The organism is Methanobacterium sp. (assembly GCF_038562635.1).
GTDB lineage: Archaea > Methanobacteriota > Methanobacteria > Methanobacteriales > Methanobacteriaceae > Methanobacterium_D.
The window spans coordinates 1496581-1513422 of sequence record NZ_JBCFBO010000001.1 but is presented as its reverse complement, the minus strand read 5'-3'; the positions used below and the strand labels follow the sequence as shown (position 1 = coordinate 1513422).

17 protein-coding genes are annotated in these 16842 nt (G+C 35.0%); 7 read left to right on the top strand and 10 right to left on the bottom strand.

Annotated elements, in window-relative coordinates:
* Positions 1-266 precede the first annotated feature (266 nt).
* From AAGU07_RS07510 to AAGU07_RS07490, 5 genes are all read left to right on the top strand, one after another.
* Positions 267-1160 carry a hypothetical protein gene (locus AAGU07_RS07510; RefSeq protein WP_342458494.1) on the top strand — a complete coding sequence of 298 codons (894 nt, stop codon included), beginning with the start codon at positions 267-269 and terminating at the stop codon, positions 1158-1160.
* A 101-nt stretch (positions 1161-1261) separates the two neighbouring features.
* Positions 1262-1900 (top strand): MotA/TolQ/ExbB proton channel family protein, encoded by a 639-nt coding sequence (locus tag AAGU07_RS07505; protein ID WP_342458493.1) that lies wholly within the window; start codon positions 1262-1264, stop codon positions 1898-1900.
* On the top strand, positions 1900-2211 hold the full coding sequence (locus AAGU07_RS07500; RefSeq protein WP_069585800.1) for a DUF2149 domain-containing protein: 312 nt from the start codon (positions 1900-1902) through the stop codon (positions 2209-2211). The genes AAGU07_RS07505 and AAGU07_RS07500 overlap by 1 nt, the downstream gene beginning before the upstream one ends.
* Positions 2212-2409: 198 nt before the next feature.
* Positions 2410-3534: an FxLYD domain-containing protein gene (locus AAGU07_RS07495; RefSeq protein WP_342458492.1), complete on the top strand. Its 1125-nt coding sequence runs from the start codon at positions 2410-2412 to the stop codon at positions 3532-3534.
* Positions 3535-3568: 34 nt separating this feature from the next.
* Complete coding sequence (locus tag AAGU07_RS07490; RefSeq protein ID WP_342458491.1) at positions 3569-4270, top strand: ABC transporter substrate-binding protein; 702 nt, start codon at positions 3569-3571, stop codon at positions 4268-4270.
* Positions 4271-4423: 153 nt separating this feature from the next.
* Here the strand turns inward: AAGU07_RS07490 and AAGU07_RS07485 are convergent, their stop codons facing one another.
* The 4 genes from AAGU07_RS07485 to glnA form a co-directional block, all read right to left on the bottom strand.
* A complete protein-coding gene (locus AAGU07_RS07485; RefSeq protein ID WP_342458490.1) occupies positions 4424-4633 on the bottom strand; it encodes a TOBE domain-containing protein in 210 nt (69 codons plus the stop codon).
* 251 nt (positions 4634-4884) lie between these two features.
* A complete protein-coding gene (gene tsaA, locus AAGU07_RS07480) occupies positions 4885-5382 on the bottom strand; it encodes a tRNA (N6-threonylcarbamoyladenosine(37)-N6)-methyltransferase TrmO (RefSeq protein ID WP_342458489.1) in 498 nt (165 codons plus the stop codon).
* Positions 5383-5438: 56 nt separating this feature from the next.
* Positions 5439-7151, bottom strand: a complete 1713-nt coding sequence (locus tag AAGU07_RS07475) for a DUF128 domain-containing protein (RefSeq protein ID WP_342458488.1) — start codon at positions 7149-7151, stop codon at positions 5439-5441.
* Positions 7152-7288: 137 nt separating this feature from the next.
* Positions 7289-8617, bottom strand: coding sequence for a type I glutamate--ammonia ligase (gene glnA, locus AAGU07_RS07470; protein ID WP_342458487.1), 1329 nt, complete (start codon positions 8615-8617; stop codon positions 7289-7291).
* Between the two features lie 293 nt (positions 8618-8910).
* On the opposite strand from glnA, the gene AAGU07_RS07465 reads away from it, so the two are divergent.
* Complete coding sequence (locus AAGU07_RS07465) at positions 8911-9570, top strand: NAD(P)/FAD-dependent oxidoreductase (RefSeq protein WP_342458486.1); 660 nt, start codon at positions 8911-8913, stop codon at positions 9568-9570.
* Positions 9571-9581: 11 nt separating this feature from the next.
* On the opposite strand, the gene AAGU07_RS07460 is transcribed toward AAGU07_RS07465, so the two are convergent.
* The 4 genes from AAGU07_RS07460 to AAGU07_RS07445 all read right to left on the bottom strand — a co-directional run bounded on the left by AAGU07_RS07460 (position 9582) and on the right by AAGU07_RS07445 (position 15100).
* Positions 9582-10334, bottom strand: a complete 753-nt coding sequence (locus tag AAGU07_RS07460) for a HesA/MoeB/ThiF family protein (RefSeq protein WP_342458485.1) — start codon at positions 10332-10334, stop codon at positions 9582-9584.
* 203 nt (positions 10335-10537) lie between these two features.
* Positions 10538-12232, bottom strand: coding sequence for a glycosyltransferase family 39 protein (locus AAGU07_RS07455; RefSeq protein ID WP_342458484.1), 1695 nt, complete (start codon positions 12230-12232; stop codon positions 10538-10540).
* Between the two features lie 676 nt (positions 12233-12908).
* A complete protein-coding gene (gene cofH, locus AAGU07_RS07450; RefSeq protein ID WP_342458483.1) occupies positions 12909-13955 on the bottom strand; it encodes a 5-amino-6-(D-ribitylamino)uracil--L-tyrosine 4-hydroxyphenyl transferase CofH in 1047 nt (348 codons plus the stop codon).
* 218 nt (positions 13956-14173) lie between these two features.
* Positions 14174-15100 carry an AIM24 family protein gene (locus AAGU07_RS07445; RefSeq protein ID WP_342458482.1) on the bottom strand — a complete coding sequence of 309 codons (927 nt, stop codon included), beginning with the start codon at positions 15098-15100 and terminating at the stop codon, positions 14174-14176.
* A gap of 202 nt (positions 15101-15302) precedes the next feature.
* Between AAGU07_RS07445 and AAGU07_RS07440 the strand changes: the two genes are divergently transcribed.
* Positions 15303-15485 carry a hypothetical protein gene (locus tag AAGU07_RS07440; protein WP_342458481.1) on the top strand — a complete coding sequence of 61 codons (183 nt, stop codon included), beginning with the start codon at positions 15303-15305 and terminating at the stop codon, positions 15483-15485.
* A gap of 121 nt (positions 15486-15606) precedes the next feature.
* On the opposite strand, the gene AAGU07_RS07435 is transcribed toward AAGU07_RS07440, so the two are convergent.
* Both AAGU07_RS07435 and AAGU07_RS07430 read right to left on the bottom strand, forming a co-directional pair.
* Positions 15607-15966, bottom strand: coding sequence for a carboxymuconolactone decarboxylase family protein (locus AAGU07_RS07435; RefSeq protein ID WP_342458480.1), 360 nt, complete (start codon positions 15964-15966; stop codon positions 15607-15609).
* Between the two features lie 53 nt (positions 15967-16019).
* Entirely contained in the window at positions 16020-16796 is a 777-nt protein-coding gene (locus AAGU07_RS07430) for a 3-oxoacyl-ACP reductase family protein (protein ID WP_342458479.1), read from the bottom strand.
* Between the last annotated feature and the right edge of the window lie 46 nt (positions 16797-16842).

Below are 16842 nucleotides of genomic sequence, written 5' to 3'. Positions count from 1 at the left end.
TGATTTTTATTTAACAAGTGGATACGTTCGATACGTATATATGCACCTATAGCTGAATAAAAAATAGGTAAGAATTACGTATATTTGGATATAATACTCATAGGTCCAGCTTTATTAATATTTAATATATTAACATGATTTGATATGGATAAATACAGTAATTAAAGTCTTAAAATGGAAATAAAAGAATTTATACGTTATTATTTCAACAATAAATCAATAATTGCATAAATTAAAAAATAGTATTGAATCTGCATGGAGTGAAAATGAAACTTATAAAATCAGTTATTCCAATAATTCCAATAATAATGGCATTATTTTTCATATTTTCAACAATGGGGGCTATATCTGCAGATGGCGAGGGTAATGATACTCCCATTGTGCTGCCGATAGATCCAACTACTCTATTTAATGGATATTTAACTGTTTCAGTTAATCCGCAGGTAGCAAATGTGGGTGATACAGTTACCATAACTGTAACTGCAACTAACAATGGGTTGGTAGATTGGTGCCCTCTGAAGATATACATGCCTGTACCTGATGGACTGCAGTACATGTCTTTTGTTGTACCGGATAAAAATCTGCAGAATTATAATCCAAGCACGGGAATATGGGATGTATACAGGATGAGGTGTATTGAAAGGGGCCAGCAAAAAACTGCAATTTTAACAGCCAAAGTGCTTCCTGCAGCGGCAGGTAAAAATATAAAAGCCACGGCACGGTTTGACACACTTGTACTGGAGGGCTACGGTATCCATATGGAAAATAGAGTAGCTGCTGCAAGGGCTGATACTCTAACCATTCTCAGCAAGAATGATACTGATAATGGTAATGGAAACGGCAGGGGTAACGGTACAGGTAACGGCACGGGCAATGGAAATGGTAATGGAACAGGCAGTGGCACTGATCTTATCGATACTCTGGGCAACGCTGAACTTGCCAGTGCTATAGGTAATTTGACTTCATCAGAGAAAAATAATCTCCTGCAAAATCTACAGACTGGCGGCGGCGGGGGCAGTGGGAATAAAAAAGCAAATGAGGTTAATGTAACTACTCCTCAAGCTCAAGACAATACTCTGGCAATGTATATCCTGGCAGTACTGTTGATAATCGGCCTGCTGGCTGCAGGTTACTTCTATGGAATCAAGAGGGAAGAGTGACGTGGGTCCCATTTGGTTCATTTACATAATTTCCGATAATTAGATCTCTTAAATAAAAAAACAATCAATTTAAACAATACATTAAATGAAAAGGTGGTTAAATGGTAACAGCTTCCATCAACGATATGTTTGACAGCACAATGCATGCAGTTACCCAGTGTCTCCTGACACCGGTACTGATTGTACTCTCACTTTTCTTTATATATGCTCTGATTAACATGGGCATCCTGCTGGCGGAATATTACAAGCGGAGAAAACATGAATTTGACATTAAACAATTTATAAATCAGATTTTAGCTGTAAAGGGCAGAAATCATGATGAATTAATTAAAGTGATTGAAGAAGGTAAGATTCCAAAGAGGCATAAAGAAGTACTCAAAACTTTAGCAGGGAGTTCAAACGTGAGTAAGGACTTTAGGGAATCTCTGGCCATTAAAATGGTGGAGGATGAAGGTTTATGGGCATCTAAGAAACTGGAGAGGACGGATATAATCGCAAAGATTTCTCCGGCAATTGGTCTTATGGGGACTTTAATTCCATTAGGTCCAGGACTTACAGCTTTAGGTTCTGGGGACATTCAAAGTCTGGCACAGCACCTGTTAATTGCGTTTGATGCAGCAGTACTAGGTATGGCTGCTGCAGCGGTTGCGTTCATTACATCAAAAATAAGGCGCAGGTGGTATGAAGAAGATATTTCAAACCTTGAAACCATGGTGGACACAATTCTGGAGATTTCCTGATGTTGAAAAAGAAGATGATGAAACGGCGGAAAAAAATACTCTCTTCAGATGAAGAGATAGACCCTATGATCTACGCTGTAAACATGATAGACTGTATGCTGGTACTAGCAGTTGGGTTCCTTATATTTACCATAATATTCATGAATTCATCACCGCAGGAAGTAAGTAAAACTGTTGACCTTAAATTGGGTAAAGAGGTGAATGTAACTTCTGAAAATTCATCTTCCAGCTCTTCAAATGGTTTAACTCAGTTAGGTACAGTTTATAAGGACCCTAAAACTGGAAAAACGATAATGATAAATAACACGTGATATGCTGGATGAGTTAAATTGTCTGTTAAAACAGGACACACTAATTTACTAAATCGATATCTGACATTTAAATGCTTTGAAAGTACTGTTAAACTGGGAATTCAGAAAGTACAGTAATTTGCGCTTATTAAAAGTGAACTTTAAAATAGTATCTGTTTATTAATGTTGATGAAGTTATGAAAATTACAGGTGATAATAATGAAACCCTTTTTATCAATAATTCTTGCATTAATAACTACAATTTTGCTTTTTATATGTGAAATAAGTTTAAGTGTAGCCTTAAATATTTATTTAGGTAGTTTAACAGTATTGCTTTTTATTTTAGGTGGGGGAATAGCTACATGGTTTGCAGCAGGTAAAAAAATTAGGTACAGTATATATTATGGTTTAATATTGGCAGTAATTACTTTAGTTTTGGGAGATTACCGTGTATTAATTTTCGCCCCTATTTTTGCAGGAATAGGTGGCTTTCTTGGGAAAATGGCAGATAAAGACAGTAGACAAACATTTAATGGATATCATCCAGTTATCGCGATTATAGTGGGAATTATTGTTATGTATATTTACAATGTTTTTTTGGGGTCAGTTACCGGGGCATATGATTTATCTTCTTCTGGATTAATTGGATTTGTAATTGGAGCAATTACCCTTGCAGTTGGAGGATTTACAACTACTTTCCTCTCTAAGGAGAAAAAGATACAGTATGGAATTTATGGGGGGCTAATTGTTGTAATAATTTCATTGTTGGCCAAATTGTATACAGAAATGACACGTACAGTGAACATGCCTGAGAATTACTTAATTTTAATTGGTACAATTGCAGGCTATCTTTTAGCTGCAGTTCTTGGGAGCTTCGCTGCTAAGAAAGCAGAGGAAATAGAAAATAAAAACCTGAAAATGATCCCCATAACAGGAGTAATCAGCATAGTTTTAGTAATGGCATTAGTATATGGATTCACATCTGCGGGAGTTTTAGCATCTGAATCTTCGGAAGGGGTTGTTATGGGATATGGGTCTGGTGGAGTTATGAGCGACTTTTCAACTGGAATAGGGCCAGATAATGCTCCTACTATAATGGATTTAAGGAATGGGTCTTATGAAGTAAGTGGTTTACTAAGTAACAATGCAAATAAAAGTTATAGCAATGTTAAGATTTTTGTGGTTGGATATGATATAAACGGGACTGAAATTGCTGAAAACAAAGGAGTAATTGCTGAAATCAAAGCTAATTCTAATTCACGTTACGACGTTATATTAACTCCTGTAAATGGTAAGGCCGTTGATTCGGCTTATGTTACTGTTTTTAATTCAACAGTCGCATGATATTTTTCAAAATAAATGAGGGATAGTGATTTAAATGACAATTTATGTAGGCATCGACGACACTGGAAACTCTGAATCTGTGGGCACAGGCAAATTTGCACGTATTATTGCAGGTGAACTTTCGAAGGATTACCCTGTTTACGGCGTTACAAGGCATCAGTTTTATGTGCATCATGACATCAATTTTTCTCTGCATAACTTTGGCGCTGTTATTCATGTAGATACTGAAGAAGAGCATGCCTGTGATATTTTTGAATTGGTTAAAGAAGTGATGCAGGATAATTTTAATGATGGCAGCAATCCGGGGCTTGCTGTAGCACATGAAAACCGTATTTCTCCAGCTATTGTTGCGTATGGTAAAGACGCTAAAGAAGAGGTTCTTACATCTAAAAGAGCTAAGAATCTTGCAGTAAATTCTAACATTCGACTGGAAAGCATTGGCGGAAATGGAAGTGGTGTAATTGGAGCTGTGGCAGGACTAGGGCTAGCATATGCTGGAAATGATGGTAGGTTTTTACAAATAGGAAGAATTAGGAAACTTAAGGGACCGCAGCCAGTTGAAAATCTTATTGGGGCAGGTATTGATGGAATATTTACTCCAGATGGCCGCTCTATTACAAAGGGAATAATATTTAATGAAGGGGATAAGCCTGTAAAACCATGCCCTATAAATGGAAAAGTTATCCTGTTTGTTAATGAAGAAAATGGAGTACTTAATGCGGTAACAAGGGACTGAGTGTTATAAATAATTTAATGCTTTACCTGACTTTAAATGAAGAGCCGTTAAACACACTTGTTTAGGCATTTGAAAGTTCAATAAGTTAAAGTTAGAATTTTAGCATGCTAAAAAGTAATGATTAATCTCCAGTTTAAAAAAGAATAAATAGGATTATTCTTTTCCAACCATGACTTCTGTGGATTTTATAATGGCTGTAACTTTTTCGCCTTTTTTTATACCTAGATCATCAGCAGCTTCTTTTGTTATTATGGCAGTTATGGTATCAGGAGCTTCGATTTTTATTTTTACATTGGCCATTATCATTCCTTCATTAACCTCTTCTACTGTACCTTTAATCATGTTTCTTGCACTTAATTTCATTATATCTTCCTCCCATAATTGCTATATTATATTTTGTATTTTATATATTAAATAGTTTTTTCATGCTTTTAGAGATGATAAAAGTTAAATTACAGCTTTGATGTGTACTGCAGAATAATTCGAGTTTTTAAATTTGTATAAAAACTTTTTAAGTGATTTTTATATTAAAAAACTAAGTTAAACACTTTTTATATGAAAAATTTATAAAATTAGAAGTTAAAATTATATTAAAATAAAAATAAAAAGATAATTTAATCTACAAACCGGTCATCAGATTTTTTATGGTTTGCATTTTCATGTTTATCTTCAAACCATCCGATACGTAGCTCTTCACCTTTACATTTATCAAAATTAGGTATATATGGTTTAATATCTAAAAGGGGAGTACCATCAACAACATCCACGTTGGATATGTATACTGTGGATCCTTCTATTTTGTCAAGGCACACTACTGACATTCCTATTGCATTGGGACGTTTTGGAGCTCTTGTAGCGAAGATACCTCTTTCTGTGTTATCCAAAAATGGTTTTACATGCAACTTATACCCTTTGCAAAGGTGGAGATGATAAATTAAAATTATGTGTGAGAATCCTTCAAGATCCTTAAGTCCTTCTTCATATTTTTCGTCTAAGTGTATCTCTCCTTTAACGCCTTTTGCACCTATTGGCTGTATAGGCATGCCTTCAAGATCTTTGAATGGAGAGTGTATAGTTCCGATTGGTTTGTATATGATTTCATCGATAAGCATTTGATTACACCTTTACATAAAAGTCAGCATCAAAATAAATAAAGTTTTTGGAAGATCTAGAATTCTTCCATATCAGACAGGTTCATCATGGTCTCTACAGCTTTTACATTAACCGGTATGTCCTCTTCGCTTAATGCTGCAATTGGGTTCAAACCACCTGGAGCGGCTATACCCACGTGATATCTTTCTACCTTGGCGTTATAAAGAAGTTCACTTGGGTTTCCTATTTTAAGGATTGAAAATCCGGTTTCCTGTACCTTATCTAAAATATCTATTGCACTGGACCTTGCCATGTATGGGATTTCTCTTAAACTTGCAAGTATCCTTCCAGTCCCATCTAATGAATCTAAAACTGATGTCATTCCCTTTGAAATATAAACTTCGTGGGGATCAAGGGATGATCCACTGTATGATGTGAGTTCTGTAAACCGTGGACCTTTTTCTTCTATCTCAAGAATTCCGCTGTATTTTGGAGTTACAAGTATATCGTTTTTAACCAGTATGCCGTCAATGGTAAAGCTGCATACTGTGGCAATTCCAGTTCTGTCGCCGTCTGCATGGGGAATTATTTTATAAAATTTACTTGTACAGTACTCCGGTTTAGTCTGGAATACGCGGTTTATTATTTCAAGTGCATCATCAAGGTCATCGTTATTTACATAGGATACATTTACGATTACGTCGCCTTTTTGTGTTTCGATGTCAAAGTCCACGTTGTATATGAGGTTCCATGCCTTTGAAAGTAAAAATTTAACTTTTTCTCCAGCTTCAGAGTTGCTGGTTTTTAATGCAGGTTTTGAAGGAACCAATTTTTCCATATCTCCAAATTCCATTATATTTTCGGCTAATTTGATGTTAACAGAACAACCTGCTTCTTTTGCAGCACAAAGTGGAGCTATTCCTCCAGTTATTGCAATACCGACCATGTCATCTTCTACAGGAACTCCGAGAACAGGTTCTCCGCTTTTACCTATTTTTAAAAGTCCAGATATTCCTATTTTCTGGAATTGTTTAAAAAGGTTAACGGCATTATCTCTTGCAACTGCAGGGATTATCCTGAAATTTGCAGGAAGTAATCCAGTTCCTTCTCTGGCTATATCCAATACGGATGTTATTTCTTTTGCAGTAAATGCTTCAATAGGAGTCATGGATGTTTCTTTATAAGATATCAATTCAGTAAAACGTTTAGGAACATAATTTTCTACTTTTACAAGGCCTCCATATTGTGGAATTACGGGAATTCCTGCATTTAAGAGCATTCCATCTATGGTGGTACCACAAATGGTATTTAACATAATTTCGTTATTATCTGAAGTTTTTTCTTCACTGGATCCGTTATCGTTAAATTTAACATAGGGGCTTACTGCAATTCCCTTACTGAATACTTCTTTAATTATGTCGACCACTTTCTGGTCGTATATAAAACTGGATGTATTTACAATTACTGACCCTTTACCTTCTTGTGGGTCTAAAGAAGTTTTGTATATCATTCCTTCAAATTTAGAGAAAGCAAAATCTACTTGATCATAAATAAGACCTTTTTCAAGTTCTTTTAATCCTTTTTCAGTTATTTCTCTACCGGCATATCCTATACGTTCTGTAAAACCTTTTTCATCTAAAATACGCATATGATATCGTACCGCTCGCTCTCCCAGGTTATAACCTTTTCGTTTCAGTTCTTCTGCAATTGTTTTTGCACCAAGAACTTTGTTTTGATCTGCAAGGATCCTCAGGATTTCTATCATTTTACGATCAGTTTCATCAGGCATTTCTTCACCAAATTTGAGTTATATAAAATTGTAACTGTAAAATTAAACCTAAACGCTTTTTATCTAGGTGCTGAAATTCTATTGATTTTTGACTAATTTAAACTTTTCAAAAAAAATTAAAAATGAGAAAGGGGGAATTAGATAGTTAAATACTTGTCTAATTCGTAGTTGAATACTTGTATTCTGTAATCGTCCCATTCTGCCTTTTTAATATCTCTGAATTGAGTGTATATGTGGTCGCCTAATGTGGATCTCACAACATCGTCTTTTTCAAGCGCATGGTATGCTTCCCATAGGCTGGAAGGTAAAACATCTATGCCGAGAGTTTTGAGTTCTTCTATGCTTTTTCCGAACACGTCAATTTCAGTTGGTTCTCCAGGGTCGACTTTGTTTTTCATACCGTCTAAACCTGCTTCTAACATTGCAGCAAATGCAAGGTATGGGTTACAGGATGGGTCAGGCATTCTCAGTTCAACACGGGTACCTTTTCCACGGGATGCAGGAATTCTTACTAGTGTAGACCTGTTTTTGAGACCGTAAGCTACGTATACAGGAGCTTCGTATCCTGGTACTAAACGTTTGTAAGAGTTTATGGTAGGAGCACAAATTGCTGTTAAAGCTGGGGAGTGCTGTAATAGACCTCCCATGAAGTACATTGCTTCCTGTGATAACTGGGTTTCAGTATCCGGGTCGTAGAAAACGTTTTCACCGCCTTTGAATAATGACTGGTGACAGTGCATTCCGCTTCCGTTTTCTCCAAAGAATGGTTTTGGCATGAATGTTACCATGTAGCCCATTGTGTCTACAATAGCTTTTATAGCCTGTTTGAATGTGATTACTGCATCAGCAGTTTTTAATGCGTTATCAAACTTGAAATCTATTTCGTGCTGACCTGGGGCCACTTCGTGGTGGCTTACTTCTACATCAAAGTTTAAAGCTTCCAGATCCATGACTAGCTGTCTTCTAATGTCAGTTCCCTGGTCTACAGGTTCTACATCGAAGTATGCACCGTCATCGTTAGGGATCAGGTTTCCTTCTTCGTCCTGGTCTAATATAAAGAATTCTGGTTCTGGACCAACGTTATATTCATATCCTGCTTTTTCAGCTTTTTCTAAAGCCCTTTTGAGTATGTATCTTGGGTCTCCTTCGAAAGGTTTTCCTTCTGGCCAGTAGACGTCACAGATAAATCTGCAAACACCTTTTTCTTCTGGTCTCCATGGGAGAGTTGAAAAAGTATCAGGGTCTGGTTTAAGAATTAAATCACTTTCATTAATATCTACAAATCCTTCAACAGAGGAACCATCGAATAAAAGACCGTCTTTTAATATATCTTCCATTTGATCTGGCTTAACCAGTGGAATTGCCATGTTTTTGGGGGTTCCATGTATATCTACAAACTGCAGCCTTACGAATTTTGTGCCGCATTTTTCAATATTTTCAATAACTTGTCCTATTTTGTCTGACATTGTTTACCTCCATGATAATTAGAGTAATTATACACCGGAAGAAGATTTCCTTTTACTGGTATATAAATGTTTTGAAAAAAATATTTCAATTATTAAACCATTAAATAACAACATATTTAATTTTATTGGAGTATAACTACTATTAGATTATTCTTTTGTCAAGATGGAATATTTCTAATGAATATTTTTGTATTCAAAGGTTTTTCAATTGTTTAATAAAATGCAAAATATTTGGATTTATGTGGGAGGATCATGTATCCGGCTTTTTATACCTTTAAAAGGGGGTAAAAAATTTGAAAGAAAATATACCAGAAAAAGGAGCTTCTGTTCAAAAAGATATGGAGACATATGCTATTATTCCTTATATTTCGGGAGGCATAGTTGATTCTGCAATGTTAAGGAAAATAGCAGATACGGCGGATAAGTATAATATTAAAATAATGAAATTGACCTCTGAAGGCAGGATATCTCTTCATGGAATTAGGGAAGAAGATTTAGACAGCGTATGGGAAGATTTGAGAATGAAACCGGGGGGACACCTGGGTAAATGTGTAAGACCTGCTAAATCTTGTATAGGTGATATCTGCTGTAAAAAAGGATATCAAAACAGTGTAGGGATGAGTCAAAAGATCAATGAATTTTATTGTGGGGTTCCAACTCCACGTAAACTTAAAATAGCTGTTTCGGGATGTCCAAATTCATGTGGTGAATCTGCTGTCCGTGATATTGGTTTAATTGGAACTGGTAAAGGTTGGAAACTGCTGGTTGGGGGAAATTGTGGAATTAAACCTCGAATTGGCAAGTTGCTGGCTAAAAACCTCTCGGATGATGAAGTAATTGCGTTAATAGGCAAAATAATAGATTATTACAGTGAACAGGGTCTTGAAAAGAGGGTAGGTGCGGTTATAGAAAAAATTGGATTTGAAAAGTTTTCTCAAGATGTTTTGGGTTAAAGTTTCCAATTTTAGAATTTAATCACTGAAAATGGCTCCTTATTAAGTAAATCGAACATTAAAACATCAGGAGCCATGATTGGTTCTCCTTCTAATGTAATAAGTTTAAAAGCTTCAAAAGCCTGCAAACATCCAACTATATTTGGAACTGGTCCAATGACTGGGGGGACTTCTGCGCCGATGTCTTTTATTTTCTTAATTATTTCTTCAGTTAATTCTTCACCACAAGAAGGTAATTTAAACATCTCTTCGTAGGTAGGGGTGTTATTTGTGAAAACAGTAACCTGCCCCATTGTCCCGTGAATTGCGCCGTGAATAAATGGTATTCCTAAATCTCGAACGTGCCTGCTAACTATAATTCGTGTAACTAAGTTATCAAGGGCGTCTATAATAATATCACTGTCTTTAACGATCCTTTCCACATTGTCCTCATTTACTTCTTCTTCAATGGCTTCGATATTTGTAAATGGATTTATCGACTTTAAAGTCTTGTAGGTCGTTCCTACCTTGGATTTTCCCACACTGTAGAAACTGCTCATAAGCTGGCGGTTAATATTTGAAACGTCGAAAGCGTCTTTATCGATTATTCTGAGATTTCCAATTCCCATCCTTACAAGCATCTCTGTTGTGGCACCTCCGATCCCACCGCAGCCTATAACTGTAATTTTAGCGCCTTTAAATCTTTCCTGTTCTGATTTAGTTACAACTCCCATTTGTCTGCTTACAATTTCCCAGTAAGCCATTCCTTCATATCTTTTTGGCATAGTAAATCTCCGTGATACTTATTTATATATAAAATTTAACTTATTTGCTCTTTTTTAGTTTTAAACTAACTGTTAAACTTTTATAACGCATGTTATTTTTTAATTATCTCATCAGGGTAATATAATTTTTTACTGTGTTATCTGGGGCATTGATTTACGAAGTTCTGATAGAATATTTGGCGTTATAAAATGAGTGTCAGTATTCAATGCTGGAAAATAAAACCGCTGATTTTTATATCTGAAGTCTGGTTTCCAACATAGGAATAATAAATTTTCATGCCATTTGGGAGATTAATTTCACCTACTCCAAAGTTATCTTTTACTTCCTGATAAAAGGAGGTTTCATTGCTCATTACCCAGATAATTTTGGTAGTAGATGAGTTTAATTTTATATCTTCGACACTAGATTTGGAGATATTGTAGCTGTGATCTTTACCACGCCATACAGAAACATTACCATCGATTCCTGAGTTTTCATGGTCAAATAGATAATAAACTTCGTAGCCTGGAAGATAATACATTGCTTTTCTCCAGTTGAAACCTTCGTCTTCCCGGGTGATATCTCTAATGGCAATTACGGTGCTCTCTGGATCTGAATTTGAGATTTTTAATATGTTTTCAATGTGTAACTGGGTATTTTCATCGTTTGCATTAATTTTAGCGTTGTTATAAAGTAAACCTACGTCTATACCAAACCAGATTTCCTGATTTGTTTCCATTTTATCGGTAGGTGTTTCCCAGATTTGGTCATTGTGAAGATTATATGGATATACAAAGTAGATGGTATTTGATATAACATAAATTAATAATATAAAACCTAAAACATGCTTTGCAGATATTTTAGGGAAATTAAAGTGTATATCTGATGAAATACGAATAATGATGTAGCTTAATAAGATCATGACTGCAGGCAGGACTGTAAGTAAGTATCCCGGTTTTACTATGTAAATAAATAAGTAAAATAGGAAAGAAGGAAGGATCCATAGTAGAAAAAAGGTATTTAAAGGCTTTTTAAGGTAATAGATGACTTTAGATTTTAAATTTCTTCTGCGATAAATTAAAAAGAGTGCGCTAATTAAAATTCCTATAAGTGTAAGTCCAACTAATGACCATATGATGCAGACTCCTGTATTTAGGATTTGCTGGCTGATACTGGCACCGAATATTAGGGAAGTATAGCTTGCAGCTTCAGAAGTGTATCTTAAAATATGGATATAACTTTCCAGGCCTCCAGTTAAAATAACTGAGGGTAATAGCCATAATAATAGAGCAATAACAAATGTCAGCAGACCTTTAACAATTTTGGTATAATGAATTCTGGCACTCCATATACAGAATATCCATAAAGGAAGCATAAATTCAATTATGTCTGTTCTAAAACCTCCAGATAATCCGAGTACAAATGCAGAAATATATATAAATTTTTCATTACCTTTAAAAAGCTTATATGATGAATAAGCTATTAAAATACTGAAAAATGCCTCGAAAATATATATACTTGCAATTTCTCCGTAAAACCATATAAATGGATTGAATATTAGTAATAAAGCGCTTATGATGCCTGCTTTTCTGGAAAATATATCTTTAGCCATAAAATAGACTAAGATAACACTTAAAATACTGAAAAGTATTGATAAAAATATCATACTAATATTTGGATCATTGAATAGATAGTTAACAGCTTTTCCTAGAGCTACATACAGCAAGTAACCTGGTGGATGAGGCTGCTGCTGCAGAATGTTGTAGTTTTCAAATGCCAGGGAATAATTAACTGAATCCCATTCATAGAGAAATTTGCTTGTAAATGGAAGTCTGGTAATGACTACTAAAAGACCTAGAATCAACGGAATTAAAAAATCTAATCTGAATTTTTGTAAGCGCGTAAATAAATTTGGCATTTAAAAACTCCTAAATTATTTCCTGCTGCAAGTATCCAGATAAAACAAATTTAAATGGCTAAAGAAAGTGAACAAACAAGTTATAAGAACACAGTCATAATTAATTCCATTTAAAGACAGTATATGTTATTTTTGAGATTTGTAATAAGCATTTTCCCAAATTGTTACCAATTTTTACCTTATTTTAACCATATTTCACTAAAAGAGCCTTTTTGTAATTTTTAGTAGAGATTCAAATTTTTCTAACATAAAATGACAAGTAATGGTTAAATAAATGAAAACTGAATTTTTAAAATGATTTTACTGATGTTAAATGGGAAAACGGTTAAATGCTACGATATAATATTAAACTTATTAAAATAGTCTTTTCGCATGATAATAATTCAATATAGTCGAATAAAAGATATAGCCAAATTAAGCACGTATAAATCTTTTAGAAGCTGTTTAAGAAGAGTTTTATTTTAGATATGTGCTGGCCGATCTACATTATTTTTAATTTTTATAAAATTGTTGACTTAGGAAAACAAGTTTAGATTTTACTTAATAGAACTAATTTAAACACATTCTATTTTTTGGTACATAATAATACCTCAATTTTGAGAGATTTTAGAACAAATAAAAAAATAATTTGGGCAATTATATCTTTATACATCTAATGCCCTATATATGATGATTTTTAAACACGTTCATAGGTAGTGGTACGTTCTACTGGTATCCGCCCTATATCTTCTATAATTTCAATCATCCGTTCTCGAGGTAAATAATCTCCGTCTGATGCACCTGCAGCTATAGATATTTTATCTTCCATCATGGTGCCTCCTAAATCATTTGCCCCGCAGTGTAAGGCTATTTGTGATGCCCTAATACCCATTTTTATCCATGAAACTTGGATATTGGGCATGTCTCTACCAAAGAGAATCCTTGCAATTGCATGCACTTTCAGATCCTCCATTCCGCTGGCACCTTCTGATATCTGGCCCAGTTCATTGTTTTGATTTAAGAATGTCATTGGGACGAGTTCTGTAAAGCCCCCTGTTTCACGCTGTATATCTCTGAGTATCATCATGTGGTCAATACGGTCTTCCCATGTTTCTACGCTGCCGTACATGATGGTGGATGTGGTTGGAATGCCTAAACTATGGGCTTCTTTAATTATATTCACCCATTCGTCTGTTGTGACCTTTTTAGGACATATTTGTTCTCTTACAGAATCTACAAGGATTTCTGCAGATGCACCTGTCATGGTGTCCATCCCTGCTTTTTTAAGAGCCTTTAAAGCATCATATGTGCTCATTTCTGATGATTTTGCGGTCTGATAAATTTCTACAGGGGACAATGCGTGAAGACAGATATCATATTCTGACTTGATCGCACTGATAAGATCACAATAATAGTCCACTGTCATGTGGGGCATAATACCGCCGAATAAGCAGATTTCAGTGGCTTTTATGTCTTTTGCTTCTTTAATACTTTCCAGTACTTCTTCGGTTGTCATTTCATATCCAACATGGTCTCTAAAAGAGCAAAAAGCACATCCAATCATGCAGTGATCTGTAATATCTATGGCTTTGTTGGCAACGAAGGTGACCTCATCACCTACAAGTTCCTGGCGCAACCTGTCAGCAGTATCAAATAACTGGAATGGATTTGAATCTACAAGCTTTAAAGCGTCTTCTTTTGTAATTTCTCCAGCAAGTGAGCGTTCATATATGTCTTCCATCATTAAATCCACCTATTTTCGCATTTTTCCATATCTTATTCCTGAAATTAATCTTTTTTAAACGGGTTTATATCATGTGATTATTGTTTATAAATATTGTTTTGTCAAAAAAATTATGCGCGTGCTTATCTTTATAAAATATATTTATTTTAAATAAGTAAAAAAATTAGGGTGCATGGTTAAAATTTTAGGATTTAACCATGATTTTATCAGTTTTAAACTTAACCAAGACCTACAGCAGTTTCTTCGTAAGGCTGAATAATTACAAAACCATTGCCTCTAAAGGCCATCTGGAATGTTTCGCCGCTGCTTCTGCCTAGTAATGTACCTAAATTCACATCTGTTTTGTAGTCAATGGATAATCCGTCAGACCATGCTACTGTTGCGTTTGGATCAGTATAAACTGGCCTGTCGGGGGTTACTGCAAGTGTTATGGGGGTATAATGAGTTGTTATGGCTATCATTCCATATCCCTGGAGTTTTATATTGAACATTCCTCCGGACATTGAACCAGCACCAGACATCATTTTAATATCCCAGTCGATGTTTTCTTCAAATGCAAGGATATCGTTTCCATTTACATATAACCTGCTGCCTTCAAGGTTTAGAATGGTTACTCTTTTTCCATCATCGGCAAGAAATACGTTTCCATATCCTGATGCGGACATAAGTTTACTGCTTTCACCGCTGACTTTTTTCATTATAAATTTATCAATTCCCCCTTCAAGGGAACTCTGCTTTTTAAATTTCACTTCACCAGTGTAGGCTACCATAGATCCCAGTTTTGCCCAAACCTTACCATTAAGATTAACATCAAGCAGGTAATCGTTTTCAAGTTCGAATACTTCATTACCTTCGAATTTTTCAGCAGTTCTGTCTAAAAACGCTTGAACTGAATATTTACTTGGGTAAGCGGTGTTTTTTTCAACTTTTGTTTCTAATTCTTCTTTTGGAACGGGTTCTGTTTTTCCACCGCAATCTGGGCAAAAATTAGCTTCTTCAACTATTACATTGCATTCAGGACAGTATTTTTCGGATGAAACTTCTACTGGTGCTTCTTCAGCAACCAGGATTTCTTCTACCTTGCTACCGCACTGTGGGCAAAATTTAGCTTCCCCAACATCTTCTCCACAATTTGAACAATTCATATGACCACATTTCCTTTTCAGTTAGTGCTAACTGGTGATTAATTGATTAAAGTCCTATATAAATCAGTGCTTTTTCTAAATTTGAATATTGTTTTGAAGTCTCTGATGGCAAACTTTATATACATGAATATATAAGATCTCGATATATCCAAAAATGATATATCAAAAAATAATATATCTAAAAATGATAGAGGAGGAGACTATGAAAATAGCAAAAGGTTTAAAAAATTATTTCTCTGACAAGAGAAACAGAATAGTCCATGCCACAGTTGGAATTTCAGCGATGATAGGCATGTTGTTTAATGTTATAGGTTTCTATGATCGCGTAGCTTTATTTGCGGTAGCCATAGGGTTCAATGTACTTAGAATGAGATATTTGCCTTAATTTTAATATTTTAAAAATAGTATGCAACATATCAAATTATTTAGAAGAATTCAAGTTGAATAATTTTTTCTAATTAAAATAGTAAATGAATTTAATAGTTAATTTACAGTAACTTTAGTATTTAATTGGTAGTTTCTTTTTTGTGGAAATCTAATGCATTTAAAGCAAATCGTGAATAAGCAGCAGCAGGACCACCGCCCATTTCTATAGCTACATCTATAGTTTCAAATATCTCTTCATCGGATGCTCCAGCCAAATAGGCTTGCTGTACATGCCATTCAATACAGGGTTCGCATCTAATAACAATGGAAATGGATAGTGCCATGAGTTCCTTATGTTTTTTTGAGATATTGCCGTCTTCAAAAGCTTTTTTTTCTAATTCAGTAAATGAGTCATAAACATTTGAATTTTTTGAAAATCTAGTTTTTAACTGTTTTCTGTTGATTGTACTTTGAATAATTTTATCTTCATCAAATTTCATAGTTTTTCCTCTTATAAATAGTAAAAAAGAAGTGGAAAGTTTTATCTTTTAAATCAGACCACTGAAAAACCGCCGTCTACAAAAATTGTCTGTCCTGTTATATACGAAGATGCTTCTGATGACAGGAATATGATTGGTCCGTTTAATTCTCCTTTTTTAGCTGGACGATTGAGAGGCACGACATTGCTGTATCTTTCCAGGAATTCTTCGGATTTGAAAAGTGTGTTTGATGTCATTTCGGATTCAAAAAGAGCGGGAGCGACAGCATTTACAGTAATTCCATATTTTCCATATGAACACGCCATACCCATGGTTAAACCACGGACAGCTGCTTTTGATGCATTGTAAACGTGGCGTATGAACATTTCGCTTTTATCACCGGCAATAGAGTTGATGGAACTTGTGTTCACGATTTTTCCATAGTTATTTTCCATCATGTGGGGAAGGACATATTTTGAAACCAGGAAGATACCCTTTACATTTACATCCATTCCTTTATCCCAGTCTTCAACACTTAAACTATGGACGCCACCGCGGATTGCAATGCCTGCGTTGTTTAAGAGGATGTCTATCTTTCCGAAATATGTGATTACCTCGTTAACTGCATTTTTGACGCTTTCTTCATCGGCCACGTCACATTGAACAGCGAGGGTTTTTACTCCAGTTGATTCAAGTTCTTTTGCCAAAGAATCTAATTTTTCTTTTCGCCTTGCTAAAAGGGCTACATCAGCACCTTCTTGTGCATACGCTCTTGCTGCATCTGCCCCTAGACCACCTGAGGCACCTGTCACAACTGCTACTTTTCCTTTTAAGTCAAAATAGTTTTTCATTTAATTTCCTCCGAATTTATTGTGTTAAACTCCTACACAAAAGTAA

Bases quoted from the DNA above. Each gene is read 5' to 3' on its own strand.
- AAGU07_RS07475 (WP_342458488.1), bottom strand. From the start codon at position 7,151: ATGCCTGATGAAACTGATCGTAAAATGATAGAAATCCTGAGGATCCTT.
- AAGU07_RS07495 (WP_342458492.1), top strand. From the start codon at position 2,410: ATGAAACCCTTTTTATCAATAATTCTTGCATTAATAACTACAATTTTG.
- glnA (WP_342458487.1), bottom strand. From the start codon at position 8,617: ATGTCAGACAAAATAGGACAAGTTATTGAAAATATTGAAAAATGCGGC.
- AAGU07_RS07510 (WP_342458494.1), top strand. From the start codon at position 267: ATGAAACTTATAAAATCAGTTATTCCAATAATTCCAATAATAATGGCA.
- AAGU07_RS07455 (WP_342458484.1), bottom strand. From the start codon at position 12,232: ATGCCAAATTTATTTACGCGCTTACAAAAATTCAGATTAGATTTTTTA.
- AAGU07_RS07485 (WP_342458490.1), bottom strand. From the start codon at position 4,633: ATGAAATTAAGTGCAAGAAACATGATTAAAGGTACAGTAGAAGAGGTT.
- AAGU07_RS07440 (WP_342458481.1), top strand. From the start codon at position 15,303: ATGAAAATAGCAAAAGGTTTAAAAAATTATTTCTCTGACAAGAGAAAC.
- AAGU07_RS07505 (WP_342458493.1), top strand. From the start codon at position 1,262: ATGGTAACAGCTTCCATCAACGATATGTTTGACAGCACAATGCATGCA.
- AAGU07_RS07430 (WP_342458479.1), bottom strand. From the start codon at position 16,796: ATGAAAAACTATTTTGACTTAAAAGGAAAAGTAGCAGTTGTGACAGGT.
- tsaA (WP_342458489.1), bottom strand. From the start codon at position 5,382: ATGCTTATCGATGAAATCATATACAAACCAATCGGAACTATACACTCT.
- AAGU07_RS07460 (WP_342458485.1), bottom strand. From the start codon at position 10,334: ATGCCAAAAAGATATGAAGGAATGGCTTACTGGGAAATTGTAAGCAGA.
- cofH (WP_342458483.1), bottom strand. From the start codon at position 13,955: ATGATGGAAGACATATATGAACGCTCACTTGCTGGAGAAATTACAAAA.
- AAGU07_RS07445 (WP_342458482.1), bottom strand. From the start codon at position 15,100: ATGAATTGTTCAAATTGTGGAGAAGATGTTGGGGAAGCTAAATTTTGC.
- AAGU07_RS07435 (WP_342458480.1), bottom strand. From the start codon at position 15,966: ATGAAATTTGATGAAGATAAAATTATTCAAAGTACAATCAACAGAAAA.
- AAGU07_RS07490 (WP_342458491.1), top strand. From the start codon at position 3,569: ATGACAATTTATGTAGGCATCGACGACACTGGAAACTCTGAATCTGTG.
- AAGU07_RS07500 (WP_069585800.1), top strand. From the start codon at position 1,900: ATGTTGAAAAAGAAGATGATGAAACGGCGGAAAAAAATACTCTCTTCA.